The following is an 18,800-nucleotide window of genomic DNA, read 5'->3' as shown; positions in this document are numbered from 1 at the left end:
TTTGACGGATGTGTAAAAACATCGGAGCGTGTGTCTTGCGAGGCTTTGCGCGTCGGGAGAATTTGGTTATCGTTGTGGGTTTCTGACACCTGCGTCAAAAGAGAGGCTGGAAGTCGCTATGAGCAAAACACAGACAAAAAGCGACGCGTTGCGGGAGAACATTCTGGAAGTCGCGACGCGGCTGTTCATCGAACGTGGGTTCGACGGGACGAGTTTCAACGACATTGCCGATGTGGTCGGTGTGAGCCGTCCGGCGCTGTACTACTACTTTAAGAGCAAGGAAGCGATTCTCGAGGTGCTGACCACGGTGGTCACCCGGGCGGCCGGGGAACTGGCGTCTGAGGCGTTACCGGAGGATTTGCGGGAGCCCTCCGCGATGTTGCGGCATCGGGTGCTGCGGCACGCACACCTGATCCTGACGCATCCGTTGCAATTTCGCGTGGTGGAGCGTAATGAGGACAACTTGCCGCCCAAACAGCGAAAGCTGGCCGAGCAGTCGCGTCGCGCGGTGCTCGAACAGTTCCGGCAGGCGATCGAGTCAGGTATCGAACGCGGTCAGTTTCGCGTGATGGATGCGAAGGTCGCCGCCTTCTCGATCATTGGCATGTGCAACTGGACGGCCTGGTGGTTCACGCCGTCGGGTCCGCGCAAGATTGACGAGATCGCGGAGCAGATTGCCGACATGGCATTGCGCTCAGTCGAGCAGGAGTCGGGGCGGCAACTGAGTGAGCAGAGTGCCGCGGGGGTGATGAAGTTGCTGCGCGAAGATATTGATTTGCTTGAGCGGCATATCAAGTCGTAAGCGTTTCGCGATGCTCGAACAGGGCGAGGATGCTCAGTGCACTGTGCCAGGGTGGCGCCGTCGCGCCACCCGCACCGCTGACCGATCTCGCCCCGACGTTGCCGACCGGGGCCGCCGACCGCTTATTCCGGCACCGCCACCGGCGCCGATGCGCGATAGCTGGATTTCTTCCATTGCAGCCCGATCAGGCAGACCAGCGACACGGCGGCAAGGGAACTATAGAACAGTGCCAGCGGCCACCACTGTCCCGGCCACGCGTGCGCCAGCACGGTGCCGATCAGCGGGGTCAGGCCGCCGGCGAGTGCTGCGCAGCACTGGTACGACAGCGAAATGGCGGAGTAGCGATAGCGCACGTCAAAGGCGTCGGTCATGAGCCCGGCCATCACGGCATACGAACCCGACATGCACACCACCGCAATCCCGATGCCGATGATGATGGCGACAGGACGACCCGTCGACACCAGGGCGAACATCGGATACGGCGACAGCATCGCGAGCCCGGCAGCCCACGCGAGAAACTTGACTGGGCCGACGCGTTGCGCGATCCACCCGGACAGGAGCTGGTTGAAGAAGTGAATGAACGCCACGACGAACAGGCAGTCCAGGATCATCTCCCGGTTCAACCCAAGCGTCTGCGTCGTGAAGCTGAGCATGAACGTGTTGACGAACCATGCCCCCGCCACGCCGATCACGTTTGCGCCGAGGCAAAGCAGCACCGTGCCCCAGGCGTTGCGCAGCACATCGACGATGGGCAGGCGCGCCGGCTTTTCCCGTTCGATGGCCGCCGTGAACGCCGGCGACTCCGATACGCTCGCGCGGATGAAGACACCAATGACGAGCAGCACCGCGCTCGCCAGGAAGGGCAGGCGCCAGCCCCAGCCCATCAGCGTTTCGCGGGGCAGATGGCCCACTGTCTTGAAAGCGAGCAGCGCGAGAATCAGGCCGGCGGGGCTGCCGAGCTGAGCGAATGACGCAAGGAAGGTGCGCTTGCGTTGCGGCGCGTGCTCGCCTGCCATCAGCACCGCGCCCCCCCATTCGCCGCCAATGGCAATGCCCTGGGCGATGCGCAGCACGACGAGGAGCGTGGGCGCAAGCGCCCCGACGCTAGCATAAGTCGGCAGAAAACCGATGCCGACCGTGCCGATGCCCATGATCGCAAGCGTCGCCACCAGGGCTTTCTTTCGGCCGACCCGGTCGCCGAGGTGGCCGAATATCAGACCGCCAAACGGACGGGCGAAGAACCCGACCGCAAACGTGCCGAACGATGCCAATGTGGCGTAGAACGGGTCGCCTTGCGGGAAGAAGAGCTTGTTGAAAATGAGCGCCGACGCCATCGCATAGATATAGAAGTCATACCATTCGATGGTCGTGCCGACGAAGGCGGCGAAGGCGGCACGGCCCGGCTGACGCGCCGGGCTGCCCTGAGCGTGGTTCTGCATGAAATGTCTCCAGGTGAGGATGGCCGGTCTCGATCGCCGGCTTGTTTCGAATGCGGGTTTCGGGTATGCGTAAGTGCCTTCAGCCCTTGAGTACACCAGCGTCGAACAAACGCTGCTGTGTCGTCGCGTCGATGCCAAGCGTATCAAGCACGGTCCGGGTATCGCTGCCGAGCGCGGGCGGCGGCGTGCGATACGTGGCCGGGGTTCGCGAGAGCTTGATCGGGGTGCCGGTGCCGCGATACGCGCCGATTTCGACGATCAGTTCGCGGTGGCGCGTATGCGGGTGCCGGGCGACGGCATCCACGGTTTGCACAGGCCCGCACGGCACGCCGCCCCGAATCAGCTCGGCCGCGAGCGGCTCGCACGCATGGGCTTGCAGCAGCGCTTCGAGGATTTCCTTGAGTTCGCGGCGATGTTCGCAACGACTGCGGTTGTCCATGAACCGCGCGTCTTCGGCGAGTTCCGGCGCGTTCAGATGAGACACGAGCTTCGCAAACTGCCGGTCGTTGCCGACGGCGAGAAAGATGGGCTCGGTCGCGGTTCGGTAGCTGTCGTAAGGCGTGATGTTCGGATGGGCATTGCCGCTGCGTTGCGGCGTGCGGCCGTTGCCGAAGTAGTTGGGCAAATGCGGATGCAGCAGCGAGACGGCGCAATCGTACAGCGCGATATCGAGGGACTGACCCCGACCGCTCTTTTCGCGTTCCGCGAGCGCCAGCAGAATCCCCGACAGTGCATTGAGCCCCGTGACCATGTCCACCACCGGAAGACCGATGCGCAGCGCGGGCCCGTCGCTTTCGCCATTTACGCTCATCAGCCCCGCCATCGCCTGGATGGCCGCGTCGTAGCCGGGCAGGCCGCCGAGCGCGCCGTCCGGGCCAAAGCCGGAAATCGCGCAGTGAATCAAGCGTGGATAGCGCTCGGAGAGCTTCGCGTAATCCATCCCCCAACGCTCGAGCGTGCCGGGTTTGAAGTTCTCCACGAGCACGTCGGCGCCGTCGAGAAGCTGCCACAGCACTTCGCGACCTTCCTCGCGGGACAGGTCGACACAAATTCCTTGTTTGTTCCGGTTGACTCCCACGAAGTACGAGGCCGTCTCGCCGACGAAGGGAGGCCCCCAGCCGCGCGTTTCGTCGCCTCCGGGGGGTTCGAGCTTAATTACCTGCGCGCCGTGGTCAGCAAGTGCCTGCGTGCAGTACGGGCCGCCCAGCACCCGGCTCAGGTCGATGACGCGAAGTCCCTGAAGTGCGCCGGTCACACGCGCGGCACTCACCGGGCACCGCCTTCACGTTGGGGCATGAGCGACATCGCGGCTTCGAGGGAAACCGGCGTCTCATCGACCAACTGACGAAGCAGCGGCGCATCGTCGCGGACATCCTTCGGCGCGAGCGGGTCGCGCGGCAGAAGCTTGTGCTCGAGAATGAGGTGGGCAAGGGCGAGCCTGCGGAAGTCAGGGGCAAGATGTGCCGCCTCCGTCGCCATGAGCACCGCCGTGGTCGCGTTGTACACGGCGCTCGCCGCTTCACGCACATTTTCGTCGCGACCGCATTCCGCCACGCTGTCGAGCGCGGCGCTGGCGCGCTCGAACACGGCACGCAACAACGCGACGGTTTCCGGCGGCAATGCGGCATCGTCGAGCAGCGCATGGAGGTGCTGGCCGAGCGAGGCCAGTGCGCCTTCCCGCCGCGTTGCCCGTGCAACGTCCAGCGCAACGATGTTGCTCGTGCCCTCCCAGATGGACCCCAGATGCGCGTCGCGCACGAGTCGCGGGTCGGCCCACTCCTCGATATAGCCGACGCCGCCACGCACTTCCATCGCATCGCCCGTCGCCTGGCGCGCGTCGCGGCATGCGCGCAGCTTCACGAGCGGCGTGAGGATGCGCACGCATCTGGCCGCTAGCGCATCGCCGCGGTCGGCGCGGGGCAGGAGCGTTGCGATGTGCATGAACATCGATCGGGCCTGCTCCGCCGGCAGCATAATCTTCAGTAACTGTCGCTGCATCAGCGGCATCTCGATGAGCTTGCGACCGAAGGCCGATCGATGTCTCGCCACATGCAGCGCTTCGGTGAGGGCGCGACGCATCAGACCCGCCGCCCGCACGCCGTTGGACAGCCGCGACATGTTGATCATGTCCGCCATCTGCTGGAAGCCGCGGCCCACCTCGCCGATGAGGTGGGCCTCGGCACCGTCGAGCACGATCTCACCGCTCGCCATCGACCGGCTGCCGAGTTTGTCTTTCAACCGAACGATGTGATAGCGGTTGCGCGTCCCATCTTCGAGCACCTTCGGGAGCAGGAACAGGGCAAGCCCCTTCATGCCCTCGGGCGCATCGTCAGGACGCGCGAGGACCATGGCCAGGTCGGCGTCTGCGTTCGAGCAGAACCACTTGTCGCCGGTCAGCTTCCAGACCTCGTTGCCCTGGGCGTCGACGCCGCGGGTCGCGCGCGTGACGGTGCGTCCGGTATCCGAGCCCGCCGCCTGTTCCGTCATGAACATCGCACCCTGGAACAGGGTGTCGAAGTCCTGCGACGCGAGCCTCGGCAGGTACCGATCCACAAGCACCTTTGCCCCGAACTTGCGCAACGTCCGAGTGAGCGAATCGGTCATGCTGACCGGGCAGCAGAGGCCGAATTCGGCCTGGACGAACAGGAAGGTGAGCGCGTACTTGACGAGCGGCGGCGGCGCGTCGCTGCGATGACTCATCGAGGCGAGGCCGAGTTCGCTGTACGCCACGCGTTCGAGCGCGACGTAATCCGGGTGCTTCTCGATGTGCTGGATGGCCTCGCCGCGACGCGTGCGCTGCCGAAGCGTGGGGGGATTGTGGTCGGCGCTCGTCGCCCAGGCGTCGAGTTCGTCGGACGCGCGTTGTCCCAATTCGACGAGCCTGTCCTTGACCTCATTGAACACGGCCTCACCCAGGTAACGCTTGAGCAGCGGGCCGAACGACGGGTCGCTATGGAAGAAATTGATGCCGCGGCTATCGGGGATGTTGGACGTCTCGGGCGCTTGCCGAAGTTCGTGCATTCACTGTCTCCTGAATTATCGTGCGGCGCCTCAGCGCCGTACCTTCTTGGAGACCAGCGTACGTTTCAGTCTGATAATCGTCCAATACAATTGATGGCACGTACGATAAGATCTATTTATCGTTATCCGGAGGCGCTTTCATGGAACTGAGGCAGCTCAAATACTTTGTCGCAGTCGCGGAGGAGTTGCACTTCGGCCGGGCGGCTCGCCGGCTCTTCATCTCTCAGCCCGCACTGAGCTTCGACATTCGCCGCTTCGAAGAACAACTCGGCGTGAAGCTGCTCGAGCGGAGCAGCAAGTCGGTGGCGCTGACCAATGCGGGACAGGTGCTGTTGGGTGAAGCGCGGCGGCTGTTGCAGCAAGCGGAGGACGTGGCCAAGGTCACGCTGCAGTCCGCGCACGGGCTGGCGGGACGCCTGCGCATCGGCTTCGTCAATTCGATGCTCTACCGCGGGCTACCCGAGGCCGTGCAGCAGTTCGAAGCGGCACATGCGTCGGTGGAGATCGTGCTCAAGGAGATGAATACGGCCGAGCAGGTGCGAGCGTTGCAGCAGTTGCAGATCGACCTGGGGTTTGCGCACTGGGGGCACTTCCCGGCCGAGGTCGCCACGCAGGTGTGGATGTCGGAGGCGCTGCTTTGTTGCCTGCCTGTCCATCACAAGCTGGCGAAACGGCGGCGCATCGATTTGCGTCAACTCTCGCACGAACCGTTCATCCTGTTCCCGCGCACGGTGTCTCCGCATTATCACGACCAGATCATTGCCACCTGTGTGGAGGCGGGGTTCAGTCCCCAGATACGGCACGAAGCACGGCTGTGGCAAACGGTTGTGACGATGGTCGAATTTCAGATGGGGGTCGCGCTGGTGCCGCAAGCCTTGGCGCGCACCCAATCCCAGCGGGCCGTCTTTATTCCGCTTGAGCGAAACACGTTCTCCTCGCAAATTCTGCGCTTGACGCGCGCAGGAAGCCAATTGGACCTGACGGAGCGCTTTCTCGCCGCGCTGACGAATGTAGCGCGGCCACGGGCGCATTGAACGGCTGGCGATCCGCACGAACTGGCGCGTCGCCTCCCGACCCCACGTCAATGCGTTGGGAAGGGCGCCCGCGCAAAGGGACTCGCTTGAATGCAGCCTCGACCTCGCGGGCGCAATGTCGCCCGACGACAAACATTTGACGCGCGACGCGCTACGCTGGCGACGGGATCCGTTGAATTCAGGGGCGCGCGAGTGGCGCCATTGGATGCCGGGCTCAAGGACCTGTCGAAAACATCGTCATCCTCTCCAGAATCCACTTCAGTAACTCTTCCGCCGCCGCGGAAAGCGGGCGACGCGATTTCACGAGCAGCCGTGCCTTCGCTGCTTCGAAGAGCGGGTGCGCAATGGGCAGTGCGACGAGCTCACCGGCATCGATTTCACGGTACACGGAAAAGGCGCCGATCAGCGTCGCGCCTTCGCCGCGCGTTACGAAATGGCGTAATACCTGAAGCGAGTTCGTGGTCAGCGTCCGGCGGATGTCGACGTTTTCCGTGTAAGCGAGCATTTCGACCACCTGCCCAAGTCCGAATGCCGGCGGCATCAGCGCCAAAGGATATTGCAGCATTTCCTCGATGGTTACGGTCCCGCCTCGTAGCGCAAGGGGATGTCTCGCATTGACGAGCAGCACGATCGGCTGCGACGACGTCGCGCGGAAGTCGATGTCAGGATGCATCGGCGGGTTATAGGCTAGACCGATGTGCGCGCGGCTCTGCGCGACCTCTTCCAGCACATTGTTGACCGGCAGGATATCGACGATCACGTCGAGTCCAGGGAACTGCATGCAGAAGTCGTTGAGTACTTCTTCCATCAGGCCGTCGATGTAACCTTCGCTGATCGCGAGCCGGAGACTACCGCGCTTCAAGCCGCGCAGCGCCTGAATCCGGTCTTCGAATTGCTCTTGTTGAGACTGACATCCACGCCAGTATTCGAGGAGGTCCATTGCCGCTTCGGTAGGCCGCACACCTCGCGCACGGCGCTCGAAAAGCAGCACCCCAATCTCGTCCTCGAGCAGCCGGATTTGCCGCGCGATGACCGACGCCGCCGTGTTGAGGCTGTCGGCTGCCGCGCGGATCGAGCCGTGCGTAAGCACCTCGTGAAAATACCGCAATCGCCGCTGATTCAGTTCGCGCATAGTGTCTGTCCTCGGTTGAGTGTTGCCCAATAAGCAACGATAACCGACTTAGGTTGCTCTTGCTCTTCGGTTTTTGGCTGTTAATGATGATTTCATCCTATGCACACCGGAGAACGCTCTTGTCCGCTATTCCTTCTACGTATCCCGCCGAACGGCACGCGGCGCTTTATCGCAAGCTGAACTGGCGGCTGCTTCCATTTCTGCTGCTTTGCTACACGTTCGCGTACCTTGACCGAGTGAATATTGGTTTCGCCAAGCTTCAGATGCAAAGCGATCTGGGCTTCTCCGACGCCGTGTACGGTCTCGGCGCGGGTATTTTCTTCCTCGGTTATGTGTTGTTCGAAGTCCCTAGCAATCTCCTCTTGCCGAAGGTCGGCGCGCGCAAGACCATTAGCCGGATCATGGTGCTGTGGGGCGTGACGTCGGCGTCGATGGTGTTCGTGCGTTCAGAGCCGATGTTCTACACGATGAGATTCCTGCTCGGCGTCTTCGAGGCAGGCTTCGCGCCCGGCATGATCTTCTATTTGACCTATTGGTACGGACGCGCGCGCATGGCGCAGGTCATGGCAATCGTCATGCTCGCCGGTCCGATCGGTGGCATGTTCGGCGGCCCCCTGTCGACGTGGATCATGACGTCGTTCTCCGGCGCGCACGGCCTCGGCGGCTGGCAGTGGATGTTCTTGATCGAGGGGCTGCCGTGCGTGGTGTTCGGCGTGCTCGCGCTGTTCGTGCTCGACGACCGTCCAGGCGATGCACGTTGGCTGAGCGCCGAAGAGAAGCGCCTGCTCGCCTCGGAACTCGATGCCCGCGGCGGGTCGCATCATTCGTTCGCGCAAGTCGCCAAGGATCCGCGCGTCTATTGGCTTGCGTTGCCATACTTTTGCTTCATCTGCGGGATCTACGCGGTGAGCTTCTGGCTGCCTTCAATCATCAAGGCTGCTGGCGTGAAAGACACCATGCAGATCGGCCTTTACTCGGCGATTCCCTACGTCGCGGCAGCCGTTGCGATGCTGCTCGTCGGCCGCAGTTCCGACCGACGCGGCGAGCGTCGCTTTCACAGCGCAGTGCCCGCACTCATCGGTTCGGCGACGCTGGCGCTCGCGACCGTCTTCAGCAGCGACCTCGCTGTCTCGCTGACCTGCATGACCATTTCCACCGCGATGATGTGGGTCGCCTATACCGTGTTCTGGGCGATGCCGTCGGAATACCTCAAGGGCGACGCGGCATCGGGCGGCATCGCGCTCATCAACACCATCGGGCTGATGGGCGGTTTCCTGAGTCCGACGATCATTGGCTGGGCACAAGGCGCGACGGGTAGCCTGCACGCCGGGCTGTACGTGATGGTTGCGCTGCTGGCCGTCGGGGCGATCGCGTTGCTCGCGATGCGTCCGGCACGCGCCGCCTGACGCTAATGACGTCCGATTCCAGTTCCACAATCTCACCAGAGGTCTAATTTTGTTCCGTACCCCCCCGACCATTTTGATCGCAGGTTTCCAGCATGAAACCAATACCTTTGCGCCGTCGAAAGCCGCATACGAGAACTTCGAGCGTGGCGAGGGCTTTCCGCTGATGTCACGCGGCAGCGACGTACTTGCGCTGCGCGACGTCAACATTCCTGCCGGTGGCTTCATTCGAGCGGCAGAGGCGGCAGGCTACGCGCTCTCGCCGGTCATCTGGGCGGGGGCGAGTCCGTCGGCGCACGTGACGCGCGATGCGTTCGAACGGATCACGGGCGAAATTGTGGCGTCGGCGCGCGCGCAGAGATTCGATGCCGTGTATCTCGATCTGCATGGCGCAATGGTTGCCGAACATGTCGACGACGGGGAGGGCGAGGTGCTTGCGCGCGTGCGCGAGGCCGTCGGCCCGGACGTGCCCATCGTCGCGTCGCTCGACCTGCACGCGAACGTCACTGAACGCATGTTGCACAATGCGGATGCGCTCGTCGCCTATCGCACGTATCCGCACGTGGATATGGCCGAGACGGGCGCGCGCGCCGCCGCCTTGCTCGCACGGTTGATGTCGGGGGAAGTGCTGCATTGCGCGTCGCGGCGATTGCCATTTCTCATTCCGATCAACGGCATGTGCACGCTTCTGGAGCCATCGCGCGGGATGTACCAACGCGTCGGCGAGGTCGAGGCGGGTGACGTGGTATCGGCATCGTTCGCACCGGGTTTTCCGGCAGCTGATTTTCCTGAATGCGGCCCGGTGATTTGGGCGTACGGACATACCGCCGACGCGACGAATGCCGCCGTCGACGCCCTGTATCGACGCATGATCGCTGAGGAGTCCGCGTGGAGCGTCACGTTCTTGTCACCCGATGCCGCTGTGCGCGAAGCGATGCGATTATCCGAAGGCGCGAGTCGTCCGGTCGTCATTGCCGATACGCAGGACAACCCCGGCGCCGGCGGCGACGCGAACACGATGGAGATGCTGCGCGCACTCGTTCGTCATGGGGCGAAACGGGCTGCGGTCGGCCTGATATTTGATCCCGATGCTGCCGCGTTGGCGCATCGCGCGGGCGTGGGTGCGCAGCTTGAGATAGCGCTGGGCGGGCAATCGGGCGTGCCTGGCGACCAACCCTTCGTCGGCACGTTCGAAGTCATGTTTCTCTCCGATGGCCGGTGCCGCTATGACGGCCCCATGATGAACGGTATGCAAGCCGAACTGGGTCCGGTTGCGTGCTTGCGCATCGACGACGTGTTGATTGCGATCAGTTCCAGCAAGGCGCAGATGCTGGACCGCAATCTGTATCGCGTGGCGGGAATCCAGCCGGAGGCGATGCGGATACTCGTGAACAAGAGTTCGGTGCATTTCCGGGCGGACTTCGAGCCCGTTGCCGAGGCGGTGCTGGTGGCGAAGGCCCCGGGTCCCATGACGGCCGATCCCGCAGATTTGCCTTGGACGCGTCTTGCCCCTGGCACGCGCACACGGCCCGGCGGTGCGCCTTTCGCGGGCTAGCATCGGCACGATCCCGCTCGGATTGCCGCTCGCCCTACGGCATCCGCAGCGACGGTCTCGGCGCCCAGTGAACCCGTCTTTGATCTTCAGTGGCATCGCCGCGTCGAATCATCTCGTCAATCTCAGCCCGCAACTGCTTGACGAGAACATCCACTGCCGCAAAGCATTTCCCAACCGGAGGAGTCACTTGTCTGTGCGCGACGATCCTGTGCCTGTCCAGATAGCGAATCCACGCGACGTACCCGCGATGCTCGTGCTCAAGCGCAGCCTCGATGTGGACGGATCGATAGGTCTCGATGGTTCTCAGATTCATGCGCCCTCCTGGAAAATGCCGGAGCGACCTATGCGGCTTCAAGCTGGAGAAGTTGCGTTCCCGCATGAAGTCCCGCAATCAAGTCACTCTCGGTGATCATTCCGATGACGTGATTTCCTTCATCTACCACTGGAATATGGTGATGCCCGGTCGTGGAGAACGTGGGCAGCAGGTCTAGAATCGAATCGGAGCCCTTTGCGGTGCACACCCGGGTCGTCATCACCGAGCCGACGGATCGGGTGTTGTCCTTCCCGGGTAGCAGCCAGCCGAGCGCGTTGCCAATGCTTTGCGGTCCGGTCACCGTGCCAGACGCCCGTTGGATGTCGTAGCGCGTCACGATGCCGACGATTTGGTGATTGGCGTCGCGTACCGGAAGCGCCTTGATGGCATGACGCTCCAGCAGCTTGAGCGCCACCGAGCAATCCGACTCCTTGAGCACCGTCAACGGCGATGTCGTCATGATGTCCGCGCACGTCAGGTTCTGGAATGTGCGGCGGCAGGCGGCGAGCTGCGTTTCTCGCAACAGCACCTCCAGATCGTCAATGTCGACATCGATGAGCTCATTCCGGCGCGCCAGCACCGCCTCGAGGTCTTTGCGGGTGAAGCCCCCTCCCGTCGTCATCGAAGCATCGGCCGGTTCCGTCGCCTCTACCTTCACAACACGATGAGGGTAGCGATGTCCGGTAAGCGAGTGATAGACGATGGCCAGGGACACCAGCATCGTCGACTGCATTGCCACGGGGGCGATGGCGAAGGCGTAGCCCATGCCATGTATGCCGGCCCCTCCGAACACGGCGGTCAGCGCCACGGCCCCGGCCGGAGGATGCACGCATCGCGCCGCAAACATCGCCAGAATGGCGACGGAAACGGCGACGGCGCCGGCAATCGGCACGTTCGAGATGGCGATGCCGCATGTGACGCCGACGATGGCCGCGATGACGTTGCCGCCGATCACTGACCACGGTTGCGCGAGCGGGCTGGCGGGAACGGCGAAGAGAAGCACCGAGGATGCGCCCATCGGGGCAATCAGCAACGGGAAACGGCTCGAGAATCCAGGGAAGCAATGCAGGGACAGGCCCGCAATCGTTAGCGCCACTGCTGCCCCGACGCCAGACCGGAGGCGTTCGCGCGGACTCAGACCTGTGGCGTTCGGCAGGAACGCCTGGAGCCATGCCCGCATCTGCTTTTGAGTCAACATAACCTTTCGATGTTTTAAACCACAATGCGGCACCGACGTTCCCACTGCCAGTGGCACGAACGCCAGTGCCGGCGATGTAACGCCAATGCACTTGATGCCGAACCGTTCGGCAGCACGGACCACCAGCGCGCCGATATCCAGCAGATGTTGCCGGGCGTCTGAGTGTTTCCCCCGGAGCGCTACCCTGGGTACGGAGAAGGCGCCCAGGTCGTATGCCTTTCCCGACGGAAGCGACCATTGAATGGGGAGATTGAGTGCTTCGAGGATTCGCGCTGACCAGCGACGCACGGTGACGTCCAAGACCTCGTCGAACATCGCACTTGCCTTATTCCAATGGTTATGGTGTAAAGGGATAAGCGCCTCGCCGCACGAGTGACTTCGATGGGCTGGCAGTCCATGATTCTGCATCTGCACGTCGATGGTGTCCAAGACGTGGTTGCAATGGTTCCGATAAGTTCAAGTTATGGAGAACCGCGCCGTGGTTCCGCGTCAGATACGGTATTTGCTCGCTGTGGCAGAGCACAAGAACTTCACACGTGCGGCAGACGCGTTAGGCGTTTCCCAGCCCGGGCTATCGCAGCAGATCAAGCAGCTCGAGGACTATCTCGGCACGACATTGTTTGACAGGACGGGGCGGTCGATACGACTCACCGATGCCGGCGAAACGTATGTCGCCCATGCGCGCAAGGCGCTGTTCGAGCTGGAAGCCGGGTGGCGAGCGTTGCAGGAGGTGGAGGACCTCTCTCGCGGAGTGCTTCGCGTGGCGTGTACGCCGTCATTCTCGGAATCGCTGATGCCGAGGTGGGTGCATTCGTTTCATGAGCGCTATCCGAACGTCCATGTGTACATGTCCGAGATGTCGCTCGACGCCATCGAGGCGGCGTTGTGCGCGGATGAAAGCGACATTGGCGTTGGATTCACCGATGTTCGAACGGACGACATCCTGGTAACGCCTCTGTTTGAAGAGCGGGCGACGCTCATCGTTAGCTCCACACACCCCTGGCGGGCTGCGGGAGTCGCGATCACACCAGAGCAACTCGCGACCGTGCCGCTTGTGATGCTTGTGGAAGGGTTTGCGGCTCGAACGCATGCCGACACGTATTTCCGAGCGCACAAAATTACGCCCAATATTGCGATCGAGGCCAACTCGATCAGTGCGGTACTGAAAGTGGTTCAGCTCGGGGGGATGGCAACCGTTCTCCCCCAAGTCAGCGGAGATGTGCCGATAGGACTATCTCATCTTGATCTGCCGGAGCCGATCACGCGTCGTACCGTTGCCATTCTGGAGCGGCAGCGAGTGCACAGAACCGCCGCAGCGAAGGCGTTCGCCAAGCTCGTCATGTCGTCGACACTTCAGCTCGGACATGGCGCGTTATCCGCCGACGACATGCGCCGCGCCGACACAGGTGGCCTCAGAACACGCCGGGAATGATGCGGTAGCGCACGATCGCCTGATAGCCCCGGTATCCCGGGTCTTGGGACAAGAGCCGCTCTTCCCGAAGCAGTCGTCCAATCTGAAGGGCGAACAAGCCTGCATAGACGAGCAGGTTCCGCCAACCGAAGTTGGTCGAGAGAAAGCCGATGTCCGTGATGAAGTAGCCCAGATAGATCGGATGCCGGACAAGACGATAGGCGCCGCGGGTCACGATGCCCCGGTTCGCCGGCAGGATGCCGAACGACCGGCGCAACGACGCCTTGGCGAACAATTGCCACAGAATGCCGGCACAACACAGGCTTGCGCCAACCTGTTCCGGGATGAGCCGGATCCCCGGCGCCAGCTCGATGGCCAGGAAGTAGAACGTGCCGCCGACCGACAGGACGATGCTCAACGGTCGCCAGTCACGTTTCTCGGGAATGCGGGCAAACAGCGACAGACCGACGGTCAGCGACGACGCGAGCGCCAGCAGCAGCACCGTCAGGCGCTCGGGGGCCACGCGCCATTGCAGGATGGCCGCATACGCAAAAATGCTCAACAGCAGTGCGCAACAAAGGCGCACCGATACCTCCACCGCCATTTCGCGCCACTGGGTGCGCGACAGCGCGCGCGGCGTTGCTTGGGACAAGGCACGTTCCAGAGAGCGATCCACGTAATCTTTGCTGTCCATGATTCAGGTCCTCGCTGCGGGGCAGGTCGGCACCCCGTGTGCGGTTCATCTTCAGTTTTTCTCCAGTACGCAAACGACACCGGGTCGTGCCGTCAGGCGATGCCGATGTCGTTCCGGCGCAGGACGCACTGTTGCCATGCCACGCCCCGTCAATTGATCGCGCCGGAAAGCGACGGCAGCAGCACCCGGTAGATCTGGATGAACGCCGGGCCAAGCAATACCAGCAGCAACGTCGGAAAGATGAAGAAGATCAACGGGAACAGCAGCTTCAGTGCGATCTTGGCGGCCTGCTCCTCGGCCCGCAGACGCCGCTTCATGCGCAAGGTCTCCGACAACACGCGCAACGACGCCCCGATGCTCGTCCCGAAGCGCTCGGCCTGGATCAGCATCGACACGAACGCGTCGATGTCTTCGACGCCCGTTCGCAAGCTCAGATTGCGCAAGGCATGCTCCTTGGCATAACCCGATCTGAGTTCAAGCAACATCAGGTCGAACTCTTGCGCGAGCACCTTGCTGCGCACGTGGATTTCCTTCGCCACACGGGCCAGTGCCGCATCCAGGCCCAACCCCGCCTCGACACACACCGTCAACAGATCGAGGGCATCCGGAAAATCCTCGAAGATCACACGTTGGCGCCAGGCGATCCGGCGCGTCAGGATACCGTTCGGCAGGTAGTAGCCGATCGCGCCGAGCAACAGCAGGATGCTCAGCAGGAGCGTGCGGTTGGTCATCGCGTAGTGCGTGCTCGCAACGTAATAGCCAATCAACGGCAACGCCAGTGCGAGCAGTGTCTTGGCCGCGAAGTAGAGCGCCGGGGCCGACGCATCGCGCCAGCCGGCGTTCATGAACTGCACCCGCAGCATGGAGTTTTCCCACCCCTGCTTGGGCAGCGAGAGTTTCGAGATCGGTTGCGACCATTCGGCGAGGCGTTCAATCCATTCCCGTGCGCCCTTTTGCTCGCCGGGCACATCGCCCGGCGCGCCAGCGCCCAGGGCCCCAACGCGCGTACGCGTCGTCGTTTTCTGAGGCCAGAACCAGATCGCTGCAACCAGCGCGATGCTGAACGAGATCACGAAGACTCCCACCAGCAGGACCATTTGGCCTTGATTGAGCTGTGGCATGACAGTTCCCCCGCGGTTGCCGTTCACACGTGGATGCGAATGATCATTCGCATCCACACCATTCCCAACGCCATCAGCACCAGCGCCACCACGGCCAGTTTGATGCCGGCCGGGTCGTGCCAGAGGATTTCAAGAAATGCCGGGTTGACCACCATGATGATGCCGGCGGCGCCGAACGGCAGCACCTCCAGGATGTTGGCGGACAGACGCCCCTCGGCCGACAGCACCTTCACCTTCTCATACAGCTTGAGTCGCTCGCGCGTGAGTTCGGCGATGTTGCCCATGATCTCGGCAAGGTTGCCGCCGCTCTCGCGCTGGATCATCACCGCGATGATGAAGTAGCGCAGGTCGGAGACGGGCACACGTGTCGCGAGGTTCAGCAGGGCGTCGTTGAGGCTGACGCCGTAGTTGATTTCGTCGAACATGATGCGGAACTCGCCACCGATCGGGGCTGCCATCTCATCGCCGACCATCTCGATCGCGCCGGTGAACGCATGTCCCGCCCGCAACGCCCGGGCGATCATGTCGGCCGCTTCCGGCAACTGGCGTTCGAGCTGCGCAAGCCGACGCCGGCGACGACGCATCACGTGCAGGACTGGCAAGCACCCCGCCAGCGGCCCCGCGATCAGCGCCAGTCGCCACGACACCGGTAAGATCAGCACCAGGATCACAGCCCCGCCGGCCAGTAGCAGCATGGACACCAACAAACGGCTCACCGACCAGGACAGTCCCGACTGGATGATGTACAGATCCAGGTTGTGGACGCGGGGCATGCGCATCAGGATCTGTTCGAGTCTCGGCGATTCGCTCAGCATCCGTGACTTCAGGATCGACGTGTGCTCCCGGTCGACATGGCCGCCGGCCGAGAGCGAGCGAATCCGCGACTCGATCCGTTTGGCGGCCGCGCTGTGCTGGTTGTTCCACCATTGATAGACGGCTTCGATGGCCAATACCACGGCCGCGAAGAGCAGAATCGCGAAGATATAGAAGTACGGACTCATCGTTTCCTCCCACTGCGCGACGGCCATTGGACGTCGCGCGCCGGTGTCGTCACACTTCCATGCGGCGCGACGGATCGTAGATGTCGTCTGGCAAGGCGACGCCGAATGCCTGGAGACGCTCGGAGAACTTCGGGCGTACCCCACTTGCTGCGAAATAACCTTTCACCTCGCCGTTGGGGCCGACCCCGGTACGCTTGAACATGAAGATCTCCTGCATGGAAATGATGTCGCCCTCCATCCCGGTGATTTCCTGCAGACTGACCAGCCGACGACGTCCATCCGTCAGGCGCGCCGTCTGCACGATCACGGTGATGGCCGACGCGATCTGCTGACGCATCGCCTTGGGCGGCAACTGCAAGCCGGACATACTGATCATGTTCTCCATGCGGGTCAGGGCATCGCGCGGCGTGTTCGCGTGAATCGTGGCGAGCGACCCTTCGTGGCCGGTATTCATGGCGTTGAGCATGTCGAGCGCTTCCGCGCCGCGCACTTCGCCGAGAATGATGCGGTCCGGCCGCATCCGCAACGCGTTGCGGACCAGCGTGCGCTGCGTGATTTCTCCCTTGCCCTCGATGTTCGGCGGACGCGTTTCGAGCCGCAGGACATGCTGCTGGTGCAACTGCAGTTCGGCAGCATCCTCGATGGTCACGATGCGCTCATTGTCCGGGATGAAGCTCGACAGAATGTTGAGCAGCGTAGTCTTGCCGCTGCCCGTACCCCCGGAGATCAGCAGATTGACCTTGGCGTGCGTCAGCGCCGACACCACTTCGGCCATCGGCTCCGTGAGCGTGCCGAGCCGGACGAGATCGGCCAACTGCAACGCCGTGGTGCCGAATCGGCGAATCGACAGCAACGGACCGTCAATTGCCGATGGGGGAATGATGGCGTTGATGCGCGAGCCGTCCGGCAGGCGGGCGTCGACCATCGGACTCGACTCGTCGATGCGGCGCCCCACGCGCGAGACAATCTTCTCGATGATCTTCATCAGGTGCGCGTCGTCGTAGAACGTCACGGCGGTCGGTTCGAGCTTGCCGAAGCGCTCGACATACGTTCGCTTGTGGGTGTTCACGAGAATGTCGGAAATGGTCGGATCGCGCAGCAGGGCTTCGAGCGGCCCCAGACCGAACATTTCGTCGTAGATGTCGCCGGCGAGCTGCCGGCGCTCCGCGTCGTTGACGAGCACGTTCTGCTCGCCCACGACACGATCGATCAACTGCACGAGTTCGAACTTGACTTGCGTCTCCGACAGGCGTGCGAGCTTTTCAAGTTCGACACGTGCCAGCACCATCTCATGCATCTTGCGCTTGAGCTCACCGTATTGTGGGCCGATGCCGGAAGCCACCTGGAGCGGTGCAGCCATACGCTCCGACGACGTGGCCGGACTCAGCAAAGACGGTGCATCGAGGATTGGCGACATGATGATCTCCGTGAAGCAAAGTTGCGATGATCAAACGAGAGTGGGCCGACCGGGCGCCGCCTTGCGGAAGAGCTTGCCGATCAGCGAGGCGTGGCTTGCCGGCACGATGCCCGCGCTGGTGTGCGAGTCCGCCATGATCGATGCCAGACCGCCCAGCGCCCGGGCAAGGGCGCTGCGCCTGAACAGCTTGAGCACCGGCACGCCTTGACTGGTGGCGGCGTCCGCGACCGTGCTGTCGTCGGGCAACACTGCCAGCGCCGGTTTGCCAATCACCTCGGCCACCTCCTTGGCCGCCACGGCATCGTGGCGACCCGCCCGATTGAGCACGTAGTGAACCGTGTCCATGGCGATCCCGAGACGGCGCAGCAAGTCGAACAGCCGACGGCACGCGCGCAGGAACGGCATGTTCGCCCGCAGGACCACGTAAATGTGATCGCTGCGTCGCAATGCGTAGAGCGACAAAGGATTGAGGATCTGGCCGATGTCGAACACGACAAGGTCGTAACGACTCGCCGCCGCCGCGATAATGCGCTTGAGGGCGGCTTCCGTCACACTGGCCGAGGCGACCGGGTCGCCGGCGCCGGCAAGGACATCGAAGCCGTCGTCGACCCGAGTCACGCACGCTTCGAGGAACGAGGCGTCGATGCGATCGACCTGGGCGCAAACGTCGGGCAAGGTCGCCGGCGGCGCCTTGTCGCTTACCAGGAAGGCCGCGTCGCCAAACTCCTGGGCAAGATCGATCAGCAATACGCGGCTGCCGGTCTGCGCGGCAAACTGATAGGACGCGTTGGCTGCCACGAAACTGGTGCCGGCGCCGCCCTTGCACGACATGAAGGCGATGGCGCGCAACGGGCGAGGCGCATCGTGCCCGTGTTGCAACGAGGCCCGTGCGAGGGCATCCGCCAGCGCGTGTTGATCGACCGGCCACGGCAGCACGTCGCGGGCGCCGGCGCGCATTGCCGAAATCAGCAAGGCCGGCGACGTCTCGGCCGACACCAGGATGCAAACCAGCTTCGGCATCTGCTGGCACAGCATCTGGATGTCGTGCAGTTCGCCCTGTTGCATACCCGGCAGGTCGATCACCGCGACATCATGTTCGCCCAACCGGGGCACTGACGTGAGCAACTGGGCCGGCGTGGCGAGCAGCGTCGAGCAATCGTACTCGGGCCGGTCGCGCGCGAGGCGGGCGATCAATGCCAATCGGTCCGGTGCTTGCGAAACGAGCAAAACTTTCAGCATGATGGCCTCATCTTTTTTTT

The 18,800-nt window shown here is 62.9% G+C and carries 16 protein-coding genes; 5 read left to right on the top strand and 11 right to left on the bottom strand.

Translation table 11 applies throughout. The features are described from left to right. Positions 1-118 precede the first annotated feature (118 nt). On the top strand, positions 119-802 hold the full coding sequence (locus tag PTE31013_RS11070; RefSeq protein ID WP_150612848.1) for a TetR/AcrR family transcriptional regulator: 684 nt from the start codon (positions 119-121) through the stop codon (positions 800-802). A gap of 122 nt (positions 803-924) precedes the next feature. On the opposite strand, the gene PTE31013_RS11065 is transcribed toward PTE31013_RS11070, so the two are convergent. The 3 genes from PTE31013_RS11065 to PTE31013_RS11055 all read right to left on the bottom strand — a co-directional run bounded on the left by PTE31013_RS11065 (position 925) and on the right by PTE31013_RS11055 (position 5,262). After that, entirely contained in the window at positions 925-2,241 is a 1,317-nt protein-coding gene (locus PTE31013_RS11065; RefSeq protein ID WP_150612847.1) for an MFS transporter, read from the bottom strand. Between the two features lie 79 nt (positions 2,242-2,320). Beyond that, positions 2,321-3,511, bottom strand: coding sequence for a CaiB/BaiF CoA transferase family protein (locus tag PTE31013_RS11060; protein ID WP_150612846.1), 1,191 nt, complete (start codon positions 3,509-3,511; stop codon positions 2,321-2,323). Then, positions 3,508-5,262, bottom strand: a complete 1,755-nt coding sequence (locus PTE31013_RS11055; protein WP_150612845.1) for an acyl-CoA dehydrogenase family protein — start codon at positions 5,260-5,262, stop codon at positions 3,508-3,510. The genes PTE31013_RS11060 and PTE31013_RS11055 overlap by 4 nt, the downstream gene beginning before the upstream one ends. A 140-nt stretch (positions 5,263-5,402) precedes the next feature. Between PTE31013_RS11055 and PTE31013_RS11050 the strand changes: the two genes are divergently transcribed. Next, on the top strand, positions 5,403-6,296 hold the full coding sequence (locus tag PTE31013_RS11050; RefSeq protein WP_150612844.1) for a LysR family transcriptional regulator: 894 nt from the start codon (positions 5,403-5,405) through the stop codon (positions 6,294-6,296). Between the two features lie 214 nt (positions 6,297-6,510). Here PTE31013_RS11050 and PTE31013_RS11045 read toward each other — a convergent pair whose 3' ends face one another. After that, positions 6,511-7,428, bottom strand: a complete 918-nt coding sequence (locus PTE31013_RS11045) for a LysR family transcriptional regulator (RefSeq protein ID WP_150612843.1) — start codon at positions 7,426-7,428, stop codon at positions 6,511-6,513. Positions 7,429-7,547: 119 nt separating this feature from the next. On the opposite strand from PTE31013_RS11045, the gene PTE31013_RS11040 reads away from it, so the two are divergent. After that, positions 7,548-8,834 carry an MFS transporter gene (locus PTE31013_RS11040; RefSeq protein ID WP_150612842.1) on the top strand — a complete coding sequence of 429 codons (1,287 nt, stop codon included), beginning with the start codon at positions 7,548-7,550 and terminating at the stop codon, positions 8,832-8,834. A gap of 49 nt (positions 8,835-8,883) precedes the next feature. After that, positions 8,884-10,386: a M81 family metallopeptidase gene (locus tag PTE31013_RS11035; protein WP_246174282.1), complete on the top strand. Its 1,503-nt coding sequence runs from the start codon at positions 8,884-8,886 to the stop codon at positions 10,384-10,386. A gap of 34 nt (positions 10,387-10,420) precedes the next feature. On the opposite strand, the gene PTE31013_RS11030 is transcribed toward PTE31013_RS11035, so the two are convergent. Both PTE31013_RS11030 and PTE31013_RS11025 read right to left on the bottom strand, forming a co-directional pair. Further along, on the bottom strand, positions 10,421-10,699 hold the full coding sequence (locus PTE31013_RS11030) for a hypothetical protein (RefSeq protein ID WP_150612841.1): 279 nt from the start codon (positions 10,697-10,699) through the stop codon (positions 10,421-10,423). A 28-nt stretch (positions 10,700-10,727) separates the two neighbouring features. Then, positions 10,728-11,897 carry an HPP family protein gene (locus PTE31013_RS11025; protein ID WP_150613044.1) on the bottom strand — a complete coding sequence of 390 codons (1,170 nt, stop codon included), beginning with the start codon at positions 11,895-11,897 and terminating at the stop codon, positions 10,728-10,730. A gap of 463 nt (positions 11,898-12,360) precedes the next feature. On the opposite strand from PTE31013_RS11025, the gene cynR reads away from it, so the two are divergent. Next, a complete protein-coding gene (gene cynR, locus PTE31013_RS11020; RefSeq protein WP_246174281.1) occupies positions 12,361-13,329 on the top strand; it encodes a transcriptional regulator CynR in 969 nt (322 codons plus the stop codon). On the opposite strand, the gene PTE31013_RS11015 is transcribed toward cynR, so the two are convergent. From PTE31013_RS11015 to PTE31013_RS10995, 5 genes are all read right to left on the bottom strand, one after another. Beyond that, entirely contained in the window at positions 13,310-14,002 is a 693-nt protein-coding gene (locus tag PTE31013_RS11015; protein WP_246174280.1) for a methyltransferase family protein, read from the bottom strand. The two genes, cynR and PTE31013_RS11015, sit on opposite strands and share 20 nt — an antisense overlap. Positions 14,003-14,151: 149 nt before the next feature. Further along, entirely contained in the window at positions 14,152-15,123 is a 972-nt protein-coding gene (locus tag PTE31013_RS11010; protein WP_150612840.1) for a type II secretion system F family protein, read from the bottom strand. Between the two features lie 23 nt (positions 15,124-15,146). After that, on the bottom strand, positions 15,147-16,124 hold the full coding sequence (locus PTE31013_RS11005) for a type II secretion system F family protein (protein WP_150613041.1): 978 nt from the start codon (positions 16,122-16,124) through the stop codon (positions 15,147-15,149). Positions 16,125-16,173: 49 nt separating this feature from the next. Further along, positions 16,174-17,484, bottom strand: a complete 1,311-nt coding sequence (locus PTE31013_RS11000) for a TadA family conjugal transfer-associated ATPase (RefSeq protein ID WP_246174314.1) — start codon at positions 17,482-17,484, stop codon at positions 16,174-16,176. A gap of 87 nt (positions 17,485-17,571) precedes the next feature. Further along, positions 17,572-18,780 (bottom strand): CpaE/TadZ family protein, encoded by a 1,209-nt coding sequence (locus PTE31013_RS10995; RefSeq protein WP_150612838.1) that lies wholly within the window; start codon positions 18,778-18,780, stop codon positions 17,572-17,574. Positions 18,781-18,800 lie beyond the last annotated feature (20 nt).

This window comes from Pandoraea terrigena, assembly GCF_902459705.1.
Classification (GTDB): domain Bacteria; phylum Pseudomonadota; class Gammaproteobacteria; order Burkholderiales; family Burkholderiaceae; genus Pandoraea; species Pandoraea terrigena.
The sequence above is the reverse complement of the archived record's forward strand: the minus strand, read 5'-3'. Positions and strand labels throughout refer to the sequence as shown.